The sequence below is a fragment of the Burkholderia sp. Ac-20349 genome (assembly GCF_017104865.1).
In the GTDB taxonomy this organism is placed as follows: Bacteria; Pseudomonadota; Gammaproteobacteria; order Burkholderiales; family Burkholderiaceae; genus Burkholderia; species Burkholderia aenigmatica.
Genome location: NZ_JAAGPM010000105.1, coordinates 1 through 17,013, shown reverse-complemented (window position 1 = coordinate 17,013; position 17,013 = coordinate 1). Strand labels below are relative to the sequence as shown.

At 63.5% G+C, this 17,013-nt stretch carries 12 protein-coding genes; 9 read left to right on the top strand and 3 right to left on the bottom strand.

The features are described 5' to 3' along the window. Positions 1 to 279: 279 nt before the first annotated feature. Both G3N61_RS27755 and G3N61_RS27750 read left to right on the top strand, forming a co-directional pair. A complete protein-coding gene (locus tag G3N61_RS27755; protein WP_205824077.1) occupies positions 280 to 1,983 on the top strand; it encodes a thiamine pyrophosphate-binding protein in 1,704 nt (567 codons plus the stop codon). Then, complete coding sequence (locus tag G3N61_RS27750) at positions 1,980 to 3,077, top strand: ADP-heptose--LPS heptosyltransferase (RefSeq protein ID WP_205824076.1); 1,098 nt, start codon at positions 1,980 to 1,982, stop codon at positions 3,075 to 3,077. Before G3N61_RS27755 ends, G3N61_RS27750 begins: the two co-directional genes overlap by 4 nt. A gap of 141 nt (positions 3,078 to 3,218) precedes the next feature. On the opposite strand, the gene G3N61_RS27745 is transcribed toward G3N61_RS27750, so the two are convergent. From G3N61_RS27745 to G3N61_RS27735, 3 genes are all read right to left on the bottom strand, one after another. Continuing rightward, positions 3,219 to 4,253, bottom strand: a complete 1,035-nt coding sequence (locus G3N61_RS27745) for a helix-turn-helix domain-containing protein (RefSeq protein WP_043184973.1) — start codon at positions 4,251 to 4,253, stop codon at positions 3,219 to 3,221. A 216-nt stretch (positions 4,254 to 4,469) separates the two neighbouring features. After that, positions 4,470 to 5,024, bottom strand: coding sequence for a hypothetical protein (locus tag G3N61_RS27740; RefSeq protein WP_089449675.1), 555 nt, complete (start codon positions 5,022 to 5,024; stop codon positions 4,470 to 4,472). Positions 5,025 to 5,338: 314 nt separating this feature from the next. Continuing rightward, the gene (locus G3N61_RS27735) at positions 5,339 to 6,865 is read right to left on the bottom strand and encodes an aldehyde dehydrogenase family protein (RefSeq protein ID WP_089449674.1); all 1,527 of its coding nucleotides are present in this window, start codon (positions 6,863 to 6,865) and stop codon (positions 5,339 to 5,341) included. Positions 6,866 to 7,185: 320 nt separating this feature from the next. Here G3N61_RS27735 and G3N61_RS27730 point away from each other — a divergent pair, with 320 nt between their 5' ends. From G3N61_RS27730 to G3N61_RS27700, 7 genes are all read left to right on the top strand, one after another. Then, on the top strand, positions 7,186 to 7,614 hold the full coding sequence (locus tag G3N61_RS27730) for a pyridoxamine 5'-phosphate oxidase family protein (RefSeq protein ID WP_205824075.1): 429 nt from the start codon (positions 7,186 to 7,188) through the stop codon (positions 7,612 to 7,614). A 412-nt stretch (positions 7,615 to 8,026) separates the two neighbouring features. Then, positions 8,027 to 10,147: a type VI secretion system tip protein TssI/VgrG gene (tssI, locus tag G3N61_RS27725; protein WP_205824074.1), complete on the top strand. Its 2,121-nt coding sequence runs from the start codon at positions 8,027 to 8,029 to the stop codon at positions 10,145 to 10,147. 5 nt (positions 10,148 to 10,152) lie between these two features. After that, positions 10,153 to 11,031 carry a DUF4123 domain-containing protein gene (locus tag G3N61_RS27720; protein WP_205824073.1) on the top strand — a complete coding sequence of 293 codons (879 nt, stop codon included), beginning with the start codon at positions 10,153 to 10,155 and terminating at the stop codon, positions 11,029 to 11,031. Further along, on the top strand, positions 11,028 to 13,856 hold the full coding sequence (locus tag G3N61_RS27715) for a toxin VasX (RefSeq protein WP_205824072.1): 2,829 nt from the start codon (positions 11,028 to 11,030) through the stop codon (positions 13,854 to 13,856). Before G3N61_RS27720 ends, G3N61_RS27715 begins: the two co-directional genes overlap by 4 nt. Continuing rightward, positions 13,856 to 14,833, top strand: coding sequence for a hypothetical protein (locus tag G3N61_RS27710; RefSeq protein WP_205824071.1), 978 nt, complete (start codon positions 13,856 to 13,858; stop codon positions 14,831 to 14,833). The genes G3N61_RS27715 and G3N61_RS27710 overlap by 1 nt, the downstream gene beginning before the upstream one ends. Beyond that, positions 14,830 to 15,789, top strand: a complete 960-nt coding sequence (locus G3N61_RS27705) for a hypothetical protein (protein WP_205824070.1) — start codon at positions 14,830 to 14,832, stop codon at positions 15,787 to 15,789. The genes G3N61_RS27710 and G3N61_RS27705 overlap by 4 nt, the downstream gene beginning before the upstream one ends. Beyond that, positions 15,789 to 16,772 (top strand): hypothetical protein, encoded by a 984-nt coding sequence (locus G3N61_RS27700; RefSeq protein WP_089449668.1) that lies wholly within the window; start codon positions 15,789 to 15,791, stop codon positions 16,770 to 16,772. Before G3N61_RS27705 ends, G3N61_RS27700 begins: the two co-directional genes overlap by 1 nt. The last annotated feature ends 241 nt before the right edge of the window (positions 16,773 to 17,013 follow it).

Here is a 17,013-nt window from a genome sequence, read left to right as displayed (position 1 = left end):
TGTGTACATGCGCGCTCACCTCGGTATCGACTCGAAAGCGAACGCCGGCACGCCGTTCTGCTCACCCCATCCGCTGCGCCTACGGCAAGCTGGCCGCTTCGACATTCGTAGCGCTCGATTTTTCAGCGTCGGAGGCGCTCGCACAAGCTGGCCGTTCGGCCGAACTCGAAGCGCGTGCCCCGAATCCTGCGTGCTCCGACACTTTTCACCGGCCGGCGTACCGGCGGCCGGCCAACGGGCGTAAGCTGTACGTCCCGCTACCCAGGGAGACGGCAGCCCATGTCGCATTCCAAGGATCTCGAGCAGGGCGCCACCACCGGCGCACGACTGCTCGTCGATGCGTTGCTCGCCAATCACGTCGAACGCGTGTTCTGCGTGCCGGGCGAGAGTTTCCTCGCCGTACTCGATGCGCTGGCGGACGACACCGCGCGCATCCAGACGGTCGTCTGCCGCCACGAGGCGGCCGCCGCGAACATGGCCGAGGCCGTCGGCAAGCTGACCGGGCGGCCCGGCATCGCGTTCGTCACGCGCGGGCCCGGCGCGACCCATGCGTCGATCGGCGTGCACACCGCGTTCCAGGATTCGACGCCGATGATCCTGTTCGTCGGCCAGTGCGCGCGCGAACACCTCGACCGCGAAGCCTTCCAGGAAATCGACTACCGGCGGATGTTCGGCCAGATGGCGAAATGGGTCGCGCAGATCGACGATCCGCGCCGCATCCCCGAATACCTGAGCCATGCGTTCCACGTCGCGACGTCCGGCCGCCCCGGCCCGGTCGTGCTCGCGCTGCCGGAAGACGTGCTGTCCGAAGCGTGCGCGCCGCAACCCGTCGTGCCGGCCGCGAAACGCGTCGCGGCCGCACCGTCGGCCGCGCAGATCGACGAGCTGCGCGAACGGCTCGCGCGCGCCGAGCGGCCGTTCGCGATCGTCGGCGGCAGTGGCTGGACACCCGACGCGTGCGCGAACCTGCGCACCTTCGTCGAGCGCTGGCAGTTGCCGGTCGCGTGCGCGTTCCGTTACCAGGACACGATCGACAACGCGCACCCGAACTACGCGGGCGACGTCGGGCTCGGGATCAACCCCGCGCTCGCGAAGCGCATCCGCGACGCCGACCTGCTGCTCGTGATCGGGCCGCGTCTCGGCGAAGCGACGACCGCCGGCTACACGCTGCTCGACATCCCGAAGACCCGCCAGACGCTGATCCACGTGCACCAGGGCGCGGACGAGCTCGGCCGCGTGTATGCGGCCGACCTGCCGATCGTGTCCGGGATGCCCGAGATCGCCGCACCGCTCGCCGCGCTCGAGCCGCCCGCGCACCCCGTGTGGGCCGGCGCCGCTGCCGACGCGCACCGCGCGTATCGCGAATGGCATGCGCCGCTGCCGATGCCCGGCGACGTCCAGCTCGGCGACGTGATGGTGCAGTTACGCGAGCGCCTGCCGCACGACGCGATCCTCACCAACGGCGCAGGCAACTATGCGATCTGGCTGCATCGCCACTTCGCGTACCGGCACTTCCGCTCGCAGCTCGCGCCGACCAGTGGCGCGATGGGCTACGGCGTGCCGGCCGCGCTTGCCGCGAAGTCGCTGTACCCGTCGCGCGCCGTCGTCGCGTTCGCGGGCGACGGCTGCTTCATGATGGCCGGCAACGAACTCGCGACCGCAATGCAGTACGGGCTGAACATCGTCGTGATCGTCGTCAACAACGGTCATTTCGGTACGATCCGCATGCATCAGGAACGCAACTATCCGGGGCGCGTGCACGGAACGGGGCTCACGAACCCCGATTTCGCCGCGTATGCGCGCGCGTTCGGCGCACATGGCGAAACCGTCGAGCGCACCGCCGATTTCGCGCCCGCGCTCGAACGCGCGCTGACCTGCGGGCTGCCCGCGCTGATCGAGATCCGCATCCCGCAGGACGCCAGCACACCGGCCGCGACGCTCGAACAGATCCGCGAACAGGGGCGCCGCGCGCGCGGCGGATGACGGTGGACACGCGCACCGCGCCGCCCGCCGTCGCGCTGTCGCACGACGACGCGCTCATGCTCCCCGGCACGCTGCTCGCACCGGACGGCACGCTCGTCGCGCCTTACGACCTCGAGCACGGCGGTGCGCGTGCCGTCGGCCACGTGCCGGCCGCGCCCGCGTGCGGCCTGCTTCACGCCGCGCACCGGCCGTTCCGGCTCGACTATGACCGCGCACGGCACGTGCACGTGATCAACGGGATGGGCGTCACGCTCGGCGATTCTGTGATCGGGCTCACCGCCCTCGCCGCGCTGCGCGCCGCCCACCCGGGCCTGCGCTTCACGCTGTACCGGCCGGCCCGCGCACCGCGCTATGTCGAGGCGCTGTATGCCCTCGCGACCGACCTCGTCGCGCCGTCGCGCACGCTGCCGTACCCCGCCGACGCGCTGCCTGCTGACGCGCCGTGCATCGACGTCGGCAATCACCTGTACTGGCCCGCATTCGCGCGGCTGCCGATGATCGATTTCTTCCTCGACGCGCTCGGCGTGGAACCCGCGTCGGTGCCGGCGTCGGCCAAGCGCAACCGCTGGCTCGCGCGGCTGCCGCTGCCTGCGTTGCCTGCGCAATGGCGGCGTCCGTACGTGCTGTTCTGCCCGACCGCGAGCACCGCGTTGCGCAGCGTGCCGCCGGCGCTGCAGGCAACGTTCGTCGAGCAGCTCGCGCAGCGCTACGGATTGCCGGTGGCCGGGTTCGGGCCGGTTGCGCATCCCGCGTATCTTGACGTGAGCGCCGATGCGGCCGGCGATACGGCCCGCTTCATGGCATGGGTCAAGGGCGCCAGCCTGCTGTTCGCGCCCGACACGGCCGCGCTGCATCTCGCCGACGGTTTCGACGTGCCGACGCTCGCGTGCTTCACGACGATCGCGCCGGCGCTGCGCGTGCGCGACTATCCGCATTGCGTGCCGGTCGCGCTCGACGTGCCCGCCGAATTGCGCGGGCTGCATCGCAGCGAGCGGCCGGCCGATCTTGCGGCGGTCGAAGCCGCCTATCGCGCGATCGACTGGGATGCGCTGGCGTGGCCCGCACCGCGCGAGGCGGCGGCTACGACCGAATAGGGAAACAGGGTGTAGCGGCCAGTTGCGCAGCCGAAAGCGTAACTGCGCGTACGTGCCGCCTGAGCCTGAGCCTGAGCCTGAGCCGGTGCCGGTTCCTGAGTCGGCGTCGAAGCCAGAACCGCGTCGACTACCACCCCGCGCTCACCCCACCGCCACCATCACCGCGCGATCGCGAAGCGTCTCCGACGGCCGCTTGCCGAACAGCCGCCGGTAATCCGTCGCGAACTGGCTGAGATGCCAGAAGCCCCACGCCTCCGCCACGTCCTGCACCGAACCGGCCGAGCGGCCGCACAGATCGCGCCGCGCACCGTTCAGCCGCAGCGTGCGCAGGTAGGTCGCGGGCGCCATGCCGAGCACGTCCTGGAAGCAGTACTGCAGCGTGCGCCGGCTCACGAGCAACTGCTCGCACAGCTCGGGCACGCCGACCGGGCGCGTGCGGTGCGCGAGCACGTAGTCGCGCGCCTGTTCGACGATCCAGCGGCGCATCGACGGCGCACGGCCGGCGTCGTCGTCGGCCGGTTGCGCGCACACGTCGAACAGCGCGGCCAGCACTTCGGCCTGCAGGTCGTCGCGCTGTGCGTCGGCCAGCGGGCCGGCCATCGCCACGGCACCATCAAGCCGGCGGCCGAGCAACGCGCACAGGCGCGCGAGCCGCGCATCGCCGACCTGCATCACGCGCTGCGTGAACAGCCGTTCGTCGAGCGCGTGGCGCTCGACCTCCTCCGCATAGCGGCGCAGCACGTCGCCGCGCACGACCACGCCGTAGATCGAGAACTGCGCGGGCGTCACCAGCTCGAATTCGACGTTGCCGGGCCGGAACGCGAGCGCGCCGGGCCCGATGCGGCACGCGTCGACGCGCGCGGTGCCGTCGCACACGAGCGGGATGCCGAACCAGTACGCATCGCCGCGCACCTCGCACGCCTGGCGCAGCAGGTGGCTCGTCGATTCGCGAAACAGCTTCATCGTGTCGAGCGGCAGCTCGGTCAGCGTGCCGACGAAACGGCCGGCCGCGAGCTGGTCGTAGGTCTGCCGCCAGCCGATCAGGTTGCGTGCCTGCTCGTCGGCGTCATGCGCGACGCTGACGACCGCCTGCCCGGCCAGCGCATCGTCGCCCTGCGCGTTGCGCCGCGTGTCTTCGGCCGTCGGTTCTTCGCTGCACGCCACGTGTTGGTCCATCGTGTCCTCCTTCACCTGCCTGGAACCGCGCCTGTCACGCAAGTCCCGTGCCGAACCGTGCACGACCCGCGCAAAGCCCGTGATTCGACGCTGCGCGGCACGGGCGCGCCATGCGGGCATGCCCGAGCGCCTTGTCGCACGCACCCCGCCGGTGCGGCACGCGCCGCGCCGGCGCATCCGGTACGCGTCGCCCGCCCGGCAATGCGCGGCGGCCGGCTAGCCACCGTTCGCGGGCCGCAACCGCACGACCCGCGTGCCGCAATTGCCGTATGCCTGCGTCACCGCCAGCTCGACGATCGCGCTGTCGGCCGACCACGGCGCCGCGTCCGCCTCGGACAGATCCGTGCGCAGCGTCGCGCGCCCGTTGATCCGGTAGCGGATGCCGCGCAGGAAATCGACGAACAGCAGCCCGACGCCGCTGCCGTCACACTGCGCCGCATCGATCCGGCCGCCAGCGCCCGTGCCGTACACCGGCAGCGCGAAGCGCAGCGTCTTCGTGTCGATCACGCGCACGACCGGCAACAGGTCGCCGTTCGCGTCGCGCCGGCTCTGCACGATGTCGCAGGTCACGCCCACCGGCCCGCCGCACGCGGTGCCGACGAACATGAACGGCTGCGTCTCGATGAACTGCCGCACGCCGATGCTCAGCCGCGTCGTCACGACATCGCTCATCCGCTCGGCTTCGTCGGCAACGCCGAAGCGGCGATGCGCGTCGAGTTCGCCCGCGTGGAACACGGGATGGCGCGGACAGGATCGGGGCGGTTCTGACATGGGTTTTGCGTCCGTCGCGCCGGCTCAAGCTACCGCTGCAAACCGACGGTAGTCGGTATCGTTTCCGGCGAAAGCCGCGACGATGCACGGCCGATGCCGGGTTGCGAGTGCGAATGGGCGGAAGCGGCGAACCGCCGGATCACCGGTCGGCCGCGCGGCACGCATCCGCGCACCATCGTCGGCCAGGCAGCCACCATCGCCCGGCACGACACGCGTTCGACGACTCTCCGGTAGCCGAAACTTCGCCGCTCGAGGCGGCGCCCCGACCGGCCGGCGCATCCCACCGCCGACCGGCCATGGCGCCTACGCGCGGATCAGAAGAACCCGAGCGCCTCGGCCTGATAGCTCACCAGCAGGCACTTCGTCTGCTGATAGTTCGACAGCGCCATCTTGTGCGTCTCGCGGCCGATCCCCGACTGCTTGTAGCCACCGAACGCCGCGTGCGCGGGGTACAGGTGGTAGCAGTTGGTCCACACGCGACCGGCCTCGACCTCGCGGCCCATCCGGTACGCACGCGTGCCGTTGCGCGTCCACACGCCGGCGCCGAGCCCGTAGAACGTGTCGTTCGCGAGTTCGATCGCGTCCTGCTCGTCCTTGAACGTCATCACCGAAGCGACCGGCCCGAAGATCTCTTCCTGGAACACGCGCATCTTGTTGTTGCCGAGCAGCATCGTCGGTTTCACGTAGTAGCCCGTGCCGAGTTCCGCCGCCGGCGCCGTGCGCTCGCCGCCGGTCAGGCATTGCGCTCCCTCGTCGCGGCCAATGTCGATGTACGACAGGATCTTGTCGAGCTGCTGCTGCGACGCCTGCGCGCCGATCATCGTCTGCAGGTCGAGCGGGTGGCCGGCCTTGATGCGCTCGACACGCGCCACCGCCTTCTCGATGAACTTCTCGTAGATCGATTCCTGGATCAGGATCCGCGACGGGCACGTGCACACTTCGCCCTGGTTCAGCGCGAACATCGCGAGCCCTTCGAGCGCCTTGTCGAGGAACGCGTCGTCCTGGTCGAGCACGTCGGCGAAGAAGATGTTCGGGCTCTTGCCGCCCAGTTCGACCGTCGACGGGATCAGGTTGTCGGCCGCCGCGCGCAGGATGTGCTTGCCGACCGGCGTCGAGCCCGTGAATGCGATCTTCGCGATCCGCTTGCTGGTCGCAAGCGCTTCGCCCGCTTCCTTGCCGAAGCCGTTCACGATGTTGAGCGTGCCGGCCGGGAACAGGTCGCCGATCAGTTCCATCAGCACAAGCACCGACGCGGGCGTCTGCTCGGCCGGCTTCATCACCACGCAGCAGCCGGCCGCGAGTGCCGGTGCGAGCTTCCATGCGGCCATCAGCAGCGGGAAGTTCCACGGGATGATCTGGCCGACGACGCCGAGCGGCTCGTGGAAGTGGTACGCGACGGTGTTGTCGTCGATTTCGGAGATGCCGCCTTCCTGCGCGCGGATGCAGCCCGCGAAGTAGCGGAAGTGGTCGATCGCGAGCGGCAGGTCGGCCGCCATCGTCTCGCGTAGCGGCTTGCCGTTGTCGATCGTCTCGGCCACGGCCAGCAGCTTCAGGTTCTTTTCCATCCGGTCGGCAGCGGCAAGCAGCAGGTTCGCGCGCTCGGCCACCGACGTCTTGCCCCACTTGCGGCGCGCAGCATGCGCGGCGTCCAGCGCCAGCTCGATGTCGTCGGCACCCGAGCGCGGCACGCGGCAGAACGGCTTGCCGTTGATCGGCGACACGTTCTCGAAATACTCGCCCTTCACCGGCGGAACCCACTTGCCGCCGATGTAGTTGTCGTATTGCTGACGGTACGGGTATTCGACGTCGAGGCCCAGTTGCTTCAGGTCAAACGGGTTCATACATGTCTCCTGTTCATCGTGCTTGTGTGAGTACAGCGCCGGTTGGATTGCGCTGCACCCGTTTACGCAACATGCGTGCCAAACAGGACGAAAGCACGGCGACCGCGGCCGGCCCGCGTGCGCACCGTGCCGTGTTCACCGACGCAGCGCGGCGGGTGTGTCGATTCTGAACAGCGTGGCTGCGCAGTGGCCGGGCCGGTGTTCGAAATTTCCACAGTGCGCAGGCGTGCCTGCGTGCGGATGCCGGCAGCGACGCGTGGCATGTCGCTTGCGTGCGCATCACGCATTCCCACGCAACGGCGTGTACGCCAACCGACACCATGAACGACTGCGGCCCCCTGACCGACGACGCCATTGCGTTCATCCGCGAGCAGGCGTTCCTGATCGTCGCGACCGCCGACGCGGCCGGCAACAGCGACTGCTCGTACCGCGGCCGCCAGCCACGCGCCGACGGTTCGTTCGAGCCGCTCGTCGACCTGCCCGACCGCCGCACGCTCGTGCTGCCCGACTTCGCGGGCAACAACCTGTTCAACACGATCGGCAACCTGCTCGTGAATCCGGCGATCGCCCTGCTGTTCGTCGACTTCGTGCGCCAGACGACCTGGCTCGTGCAGGGCCGCGCGACGATCGACGAGGCGGCGGGAAGCCGTGCGCATCTGTGGCCCGATGCGCGGCGCTATGTGGTGGTTGAAGTGGAACGGGCGCAGGTACGGGCGGATGCGGCGCTGCCGCCGCTGGTGCTGGCGTGATGCGCGTGTGCCGCACCCATCCAGCGGCGATGGGGAGCGGCAACCGAAGCGATGGTGGCGCTCCGTCACCGACCTAGCCATCGAAAGATGCGCCGCAACCTGACATCAAGCAGCCAGTATTGCCTAAGAAATCCGGCAGAGCACAGTTGGCCTGATGGCAGTAAATCAACGTTGCCCCGCCAAGAAGTCATGTCGTCGTAAATTTTCGGACCTGTCTCATGGACATGAGACGCCTCGATAGCGAACCTCTTGCTTTAAAGAATCCGTGACACCCCGGCGGGTGCCATGGGTTTCACATCGCACTTTCACATCGCTCGTCATCGTGCACGGCTGGAACCAACGGTCGCACACATGACGTACCGACGTGGGGGATACGCATGGTTGCGTGTCTTCGGTTCGGAGAACTATCGCAATGCTGCAACCAACCCGGTTGTCCTTTACCTTCGCTGCTGGCGACGAGTCATTCGAGGTCGTCGAGTTCACGCTGCATGAGGGGTTGTCCGAGACCTTTCGCCTGGAGGTCGAACTGGCCAGTGCCAATCCTGCCATCGACTTTGGTCAGATACTGGATCGCATTGGCCTGCTCACGATCTGGCAGGGTGGCCAGCCCGTGCGCTATGTGCATGGCGCGGTTTCGTCGTTCGTTCAGGGCGATACCGGTTTTCGACGTACTCGCTATTCGGCGGTGGTCGAGCCGCGCCTCGCACGCCTCAAGCTCTCGTCCGACTGGCGGATCTTCCAGACCCTGCGCGTGACCGAGATCGCAGTCGCCGTTCTCAAGGCCCATGGCCTGACGATGGACTACGAGCAACGCGCCACCAACGAACACCTTGCCCGCGAGTATTGCGTGCAGGCTGGTGATACCGACTACGACTTCGTCGAACGCATCCTGCGCGAGGAAGGTTTTTTCTACGCGTTCCAGCACGGCAAAGAGGGGCACCGGCTGATTCACTGCGATCGGCTGTTCATCTTCGGCCGTCTTGACGGCGAGCCGGTGATCTACAACCCGACGCCGGGCGGCGATCAGCCACAACCCAGCCTACGGACCTTCGCTTACACCGAGAACGTGCGTACTGCGCGCCAGGTGCAGCGCGACTACACGTTCAAGAATCCGCGCTTCAACCACGAGTATCCGCGTGACGGCACGGACCTAGATCATCAGGGTCGAGGCTACGCACGCTATGACTACCCGGGCCGATATAAACACGAAGCCAGCGGCAAGGCGTTCACTCACGATCGTCTGCGCGGCCACCGGCGCGATGCACGCGTGGCGTTCGTCAGTGGCGACGACGCGCTCTTGCAGCCGGGCATTGCTTTCGCGCTCACGGGCCACCCACGCGAGGACATGAACCGGAGTTGGCGTCCGGTGAGCCTGGTGCATCACGGCAAGCAACACACCAGTCAGGCGGAAGAAAGCGCCGACGCACAACACGGCACGTACTACAGCTACGAAGCGGTACTGGTGCCGGATGATGCCGAATGGCGCGCTGAACCGCTGCCCCACCCGCGCATCGATGGCCCACAGCCGGCGGTGGTTGTGGGCCCGGAGGGTGAAGAGATCTACACCGACGAGCACGGCCGAGTGAAGGCGCAGTTTCCGTGGGATCGTCAGGGCCGGCACGACGAGCACAGCTCCTGCTGGATCCGCGTCGCGCAGAACTGGGCGGGGGCGCTGTGGGGCCATATGGCGATCCCGCGCATTGGGCAAGAGGTGATCGTCGACTTCTTCGACGGTGATCCGGACCAACCGGTCATCACTGGTCGCACCTACAACCGCTTGCAGCTACCGCCGTACGAACTGCCGCGGCACAAGACGCGGATGACGATCAAGAGTCAGACGCACAAGGGCGAAGGGTTCAACGAGCTGCGTTTCGAGGACGAAGCAGGACAGGAAGAGATCTATGTCCACGCGCAGCGCGACCAGAACATCCACGTCAACCACGACGAAACCACCTTCGTCGGTCATGACCGCAGCGAGCAGGTCGAACACGACGAGACCATTGCGATCGGCAACGACCGCAAGGAGACGGTGGGGCACGACGAACAGGTCACGATCGGGCGGGATCGCCGACACGACATCGGCCAGGACGACTTTCTGACCATCGGCCGCAATCACACCATCACAACCGCGAAAGACCGCACCGAAGAGGTAGGCAATAGCCGCCGCGACAAGACGGCTGCCAACCATACGGTGGACATCGGCGGACACCTGGAGCAGCGCGTACAAGGCAGGGTGGAGGTCGAGGCCGGGCAAGCCATCCAGCATCGCACCAAGGTCTACGAAATTCGCGCGGCCGAGGCCGTCGTCCTCAAAGGTTCCGGCGGGACTGTGCGCATCGACAGCAGCGGCATCACGCTGGATGGCGTGGCGATTCGCGTGAAGGGGCCGATGAGCCAGCAGCCGGCTGGCAGCAAAAATGCCATCAGCATTGCTGGAATGGCGCGCCAGGGCCGTGCAATCAACCCGTTGTGTGCGATGCGGGATGACGGCAGTTGTCCGCTCCAGCCATGCCCCTGCGGCCGGAATGGATGAGCCTCATGAAGACGATGCTGAACGGTGCAGAGGAAGCGAGGGCGCTCACCTGCTCGCGACCGAGCTTTTTCCTTGTCGTGGATGGTGGGCTGGATAGCGGCATGGAGGACAAAGTCCTTGCCTTCGACACATCGTCACGCCGCGAGTGGATCTATTCCGATACCGAGTACTGGCAGCAAGAGCGCGACGGCCCGTTGCTCATCCAGGCCAAACCCGAATCGGCGCTACTTTCCGCGATGTTGCATGACTGGTCCGAGCTGCATTGGGGAGGCATTCTCCAATCGGACGAACATTTCACCGTGGTGCTTCAGCACTTACGCATGCTACGTCACGCTCGGATGCCCGACGGCAACCTCGCTCTACTGCGCGCGCACGAGCCTCGTGCGTTGCGCGGATTGGTCGAAGGTTTGTCGGATGACGAGCAGGACTGCTTGCTTGGGCCGATTCAGAGCTGGATCTGGTGTGAGTGGAATGAAGGTCGTGGCGATTGGTACCGGCTCGCGCGCCGATCAGGAATTTCGGCACCACCTGCTGCGGCACCCTTCGTTCTAACAGAAAGCGTGATTCGCGCGCTCGACGCCCAGCGCGTCGACTACAGCTATCGCGGTTGGGTTCGCCGGCTTCGGAACGAGAGAATCCCCGCACTGGATGCGTTGGACGATGACCATCTCTCGCAGGCCGTCAACATCCAGGTCAGCCACGCCGTGACCTTGGGTTTCGTCAATGACGAAGACCTTTGGGCCTATCTGAATCTCTTTTTCCACCATCCCCGGCGCCTGCATGATCCGGATAACGTGTTGACACACCTGCTCAATGCAACCGATCAACCCGCCTGGCGGCGCCTGATGCAAATCAACGATCTGCTAGCGAAGGAAACGGCATGACGGTTATCGCCAAGACACCCCAGGAAATCGCTGCCGGCATCGCCAGCCAATCGGCACATGGCGCGCATAGCTGCAATAAAGTCATCCCGTTTTTTCCACTCCGTTATGCGGTCGCGCCTGCCGAGAAGGGAGGTTTTGCCTACCATCACCCGAACCTCGAGAAGGGCTTTCCCGCGCTCGACGGATATCAGTACGTGCTGCGCGCATTACGCGATGACGATGGCTACCTGTACATCTTCGATCCGGACAATCGCGAGCAGATCATTTGCTTCGTTTATCGCAGTCCTGACGGCGACACCAACGGCGGAGAACGGCGGCCTGCGCAGTTTCAACGTCTGCAACTCGACAAGAAATTCAACGCCACCGAGTTGATCGGCGCGCCTCTGCCGTTTGCCTACATTCCCGCTTACGATCACACCCCCAAGCAAGTAGTCATTTGGTTTGCAGACGTCCTCCTTAGTCCAGCCAAGCTCAGTGCGTTTCGGGGCGACATGAGGGGCATACGTACCACGCTAGGCACAACAATCGACTTGAAGCCTTGGTTGCAGGCCTTCGAAGGGGGAAAGGTCCCCGGCACTGCTCCCTCGGTCAAACACACACTGCGTCTGGAGGACACGGCTGAACAACAGCCTGTCGGATTGAATGGCAAAGAGGTCGGTTGGTCCGAATATAGAGTCGGCGCCAGATTGCCCAGCAGCGCTGCGCTACAAATGGCTCAAGGACCGGGTAGCGCCCGGCTGGTGGTGGCTCTGCACGACCCGGTAGGGATGGCAAGTGAACTCAACCATCGCATCGAAGCCGTGCTCACGAAATGGCACGACTACAACAAGGACGCGGCCCGGCTACTCTGGGTGAGTGAAGCCATTGATGCGCTTGGCGCAAACCTCGCACGCGAAACGGAATTGGAAGCGTTCTCCAACGACGTAGTGGGAAGTGCGTTACCGCCTGGTACGGGGGGAGGCGCTGCCAACTCGGCGCGCGACGCGGCCTACCGAAAGGGCTTGGCTGCCAAACGGAAACTCTACCGTGACAACTTGAACGAGAGCGCTCGCAATGAGTTCCTGGAGAAGGACGCGCCGAGCGTGGCCCACTATCAGCGGCAACTGGACGCTGCCGCCGCGAACTTGTTGCCGTGGGGTGCCACTTACACAGGGCCGGGTGCCCTGATAACCACGGTGCGTGACCTCTATGACTGGAAGAATGCTTCCAATTTCGTGGCAGGACGTGGCGCCTTCGTACGCACGCTCTACGGGCTCGTTTGCTCCACTGCCGGCACACAGCAACTTGCCGAGCAATTGACTTCAGATGGACCGCGCGACGGCACCCTGTTCGCCCTGGCTCTCAAGGGATACCCGAAAGCCGACACTTGGAGCGCGACGCGGCAGTTGATGGAGACCACGACTGATCAGTTGATCACAAAGGCACTCAACGAACTGAATGCCGTTATCAAGGACATCCAGCCTGATGCTGCCTCCCGGCAACTGACGGCCATGACTCTGCTGGCATTGATGAGAGGGAAGTCGCCGGTCACGCCCAATGCCCTTTGGAATACCCGCTACGTCTCCCTATTTGAAGTGGCCGAGGGCGTGATCGCACATCCGGAGCAAGTCGCAACCAAAGAAGTACCATCGCGCTTGCGTCGTGAAGCGGGGCTCAAAGGCAAGGTCAACTTCCGTTTGAGCCCGTTGGCCCAAGGCATGAAGGAACACATCACCGTCATGCGCCTGTCGGCTGCGCTTGGTGAGGCCGATCAGGCCCGACTGCGCGAACTCGTGCCGAAGCTCACCCCCAGGTTGTCACTCTGGCACGGAGCAAAACTGGGGCTTGGCGGCCTTGGCGTACTCAGCTCCATCACGAATACGGGCACTGCTCTCAGCCAGCTTGGGCAGCCGGATCAGACCGCTTTGGTCAACAGCCTCAACGTCACCGGCAGCCTGCTCGGCATCGGCGGTGCACAGCGTGGCCTGTTGTCGGCGGTGTTGACCCGGCAGCGCGATCTGGCGTTACTGGCTGGCAAGGCCTCTCGGGCCGAGGAACTGACCAGATTGGCCGACCGAGCAGATCGTTGGGCTATTAGCTTGGCCGCTGGTGCGTCGCTGGCCATCGCACTGAAAGATTTCAGTCAAACCAACAAGCAGGGACCAAACGAAAGAGCAATCTCGAAGATCGGTATAGCGTTGCAAGCGACCTCCGCTGTCGCGGGTTTTGGCTACATTGGGGCTAAGTTGTGGACCCTGAGGTCAACCGGGTTAGGCGGAAAGCTTGCACTACAAGCAATTGGACGAGCTGCCGTCTTTAATGCAGCGGAACGGGCCGCGCTTTGGTTTGTCGATGCACCAGTGGCGCTCGTGATTACAGCGTTGCAACTCGCCTACACGTGGAACCAGACACGTGTGGACAAAGCCAAGGTCGCCGATTGGATCAAACAGAGTTGCCTGGGTCTCGCACCTACGCATAGCAGCGCGGAGGAACAACAAAAGTATTACGAAATGTTCCTCAAGCCCCAGGTCGACACCGACTACAAGTTAGGAAACATCGCGCTGGAAGCTGTCTTTCCCGCGAGCCGCCTCGAGCCCCGAGCACAACGCGATGTGGTAGTCGTGCTGCCCGGCTGGCAGCCACAGATCAGTGCCTATCACGTAACCCAGAAGGTGGTCTTTGGCCTGATGACCGAAAGCGCTTTCAACGATCCCGAAAAAATAGAGGTCAAGGGCGGCAACGGCTATCTCCGCCTCGAAGCTCGAAATTTGCTTGGCAATACCGTGGTGCTCTATTGGCCTAACGGTTTTACCCAGCCAGACCTCATGCTGGAGATGACGAACTAATGCCCGATCCGAAACCGACACTCACCTTCGAGGAAATGCTAGCCAGATTGAGGCGCCTACCGAAGTGGCAGCAGCTTCCGGATATTCGAGTTGCCATGTGGCCCGACCATGTGAGCTTTGTTGATGACCTATCCGACACTGACCAGTTCAATGACCGGTTTCTCGAGAGCCGTCTGATCGTTGGAAAAGCCGCTTTTGTGCTCTACCTGTTTTCAGGAGGCTTCTTTCTGAGTCTGGGAGTGACGATATGGGGGGGATACGATGAAATCCTCCGTAGGGTCGGGCTACCTAACGGAGGGTATGAGTTCAGTTGGACCTTTTTCATCTTTATGCTCTTTACGGCCATAGGCGGGTTCGTATTGCTACGGCAAGAAGGAGGGCAGGTGCGATTCAATCGGCAAGCCCAACTCGTGCATGTCTATGACGGGCCCAATAAGGCAACAACGTTGTCATGGCGGGAGGTTCACCCTTTTACTGAGTTCAGCACTTATGGCGATGGCAAGTTTGCGATCAAGCTGGTATTTCGCACCGGTTCGACTGATCTATCCGTGGCCCACGGTGCCTTCGACATCAGCGATGAGCTGTCGATGTCCGATAACCTTTCCCGTCTTGAATTCCTCCGTCGCTACATGGTGGAAGGATTGTCCGCTGTGCAGCCCGATCCAGAGCGCACTCGGTATAGGCCTAGCGGCTTCACCAAGCCCGTCACGCGGAGCGATGGCTTGTTCGAATTCCTGTTGGCCAATCTGATCGTTAGCCCAATTTACTACCTGGCTGGCGGACCCTTGATTGACCGCTATCTGACCCGCCGCGCCGCGCGAGCCCAATGGCCTGCGGAAGTGGAGCGCCTATGCGCACCTGGCGCAGACCTGAGCGGTTACGACACAACCCCCGTGGAGGCTCGCCGGGATGTGTTTTATCGCTTCAACGGTCAAGGCTTCGATCTGGTCAACCGCCAAGGCGACGTGGTGGGTTGATCTGGATCAGCACCATCAACCTGGCCAATGCAGTGAAGAAGTTGGGGACGGTGGACGGGTTGACCTTGACCAATCTGCTGCACGCCGACAGCAATGCAGGTGTTGTGGTCGCGAGCGGGTATGCGATGCAACGCGCGTTGTTCGCGGTGAAGGCACAGCGTGCTGTTCTGGCTGGCAACAAGAGTGCAGCCGATCTGGCACGAAACACAAGCGAGAAAACAGAACGCTTGATGATCGGATGGACGAGTGGTGCGGCCTTTATTGGAGGATTTAAGGCTACCCTCGATCAACGCAACCAGCACGGCAATGTACGTATCTATACGCTGATTGACGCCGGCATTCAATTTACAGAGGCAGGGTTCGGCGCAGCTTGGCTGTTCAGTACTCGTCCGCTACGGCAGCAATATGGCGGGAAATTGCTGGCAAGGTTGAGAGGTGGGCAAATTGGTTTGATCCTCTTTTCCGCCGATATCGCGCGCACGCTCTGGACTGGATATATGGAACAAGAGAAGGCCGAGCAGAGGGTCACCGATTGGCTTGATCAGTGCATGTGGGGAAATCATCCGAAATTCGACACGGCAGCCATAGAGCGCTTGGCGTTCATGCGGCTATCCAAGGAGCCGCGTATTGAGACGGACCTGCGAATAGCAGAGCGACTCAACAAAGCAGCAATTCCCGGCCTTGGACCAATCCTGACGAACCGTATGCCCGCACGCACGATAACCGTGGCTTTTCCGGGTTGGCTGCCACAAGCCAGTGCGTATGAGTTGACGCAACATCGGAACATCACTGCACAGGGTACGGAGCAAACCTTCAGCGATCCGTCCAGGGTTAAGCTGGTCGATGGCGTGGGCTACCTGAAATTCGATACGACGACGCTGATGGGCGACACCGTGGTGCGTTACTGGCCCAATGCCTTCAGCGATCCTGAGATGGCAATCCCGGTGAAGAACTGATGTTCGGCAAAAACAAGAAAACTCTGAGCTTCGAGGAGGGAATCTCGCAATGGCTAAATCGATCGGATATAGCACCGACGGAACCGGTGGATTTGGCGATGTGGGAAGGGGATGCCGAGTTTGAAAATGACATCAGCGATCGCAATCTCTTCAATGAGCGGTTTATCGAGACCCGCTTTGGGGACGGGGAGGCAAAGGACATCATATATTTACTATCAATGCAACACACAATTTTTGTTGTTGTAATGGTGGCAAGCGTATTCACTGGCGATTGGTTTTGGGAATTGCTGTTGATCTACCCGATCGTGAACATTCTTTTCTTTTGGGGGCTGTGGGCTCTTACAAAACCGTCTACACGTATTCGTTTCAATAGACAGGCACAGAGCGTGCACGTCGTCGACCGGGATGGTCAGACGATTACACTGCACTGGCGCGATGTACAGCCACTTTTCCGATTAATGCCCCCTGGGCGCATCAAGCTACAGCTGGCATTTCCCCCGCCGGATGGTGTCACCAGTTATGTCATTGATGGCGTGCTCTGGCTGAATGGCGAATTCGACGAACTCGACAGCTCGAACATCCGCACGGCCTCACTGCGTTTCGAGTTCATCCGCCGCTACATGGAGGAAGGACTCGACGCGATCCAGCCGACCGCCGACCTCGACGAGTATCGCAAACCGTCGCCGCCATCACGCCTGAATTCGTTCTACTGGCCCGGCCTCGGTCCGTTGATCGACCGATGGGCAAACTACCATCTCTCGAAGTTCCGCTGGCCGGAAGAGGTCGAGCGCTTGTGTGCGCCCAACGCAGACCTGTCAGGCTACGACACAACTCCCGTGGCATCGGATCGAATCATTTTCTATCGCTACGACGTCAGAGAGAAGAACTTCTACTTCTGTGATCGCGAGGGCCAACGCTTGTTTCCAAACACCGAAGACGACCATCAGGCAGCGACACCTTCGCCATTCGAGTTGAAGATCTGATGCTCACTCGCGCGACATCAGTAAATTCGATCGCCGATTGGGCGGTCGCCATCATCACGCTTGCGTGGGCAGGTTTCAGTCACGCTCATGACGTGCTCGACAGCGAGCGTGCACTGACTTTCGAGGCCCGCCGCCCACCAAGAAACGCAAACACCACCCCCGCACACAGCACGGTAACGACCGCCAGCCCGACCAACAACCGATCGAACGCATGCGTGTAACTCGCGAGCAGCGCCGCATA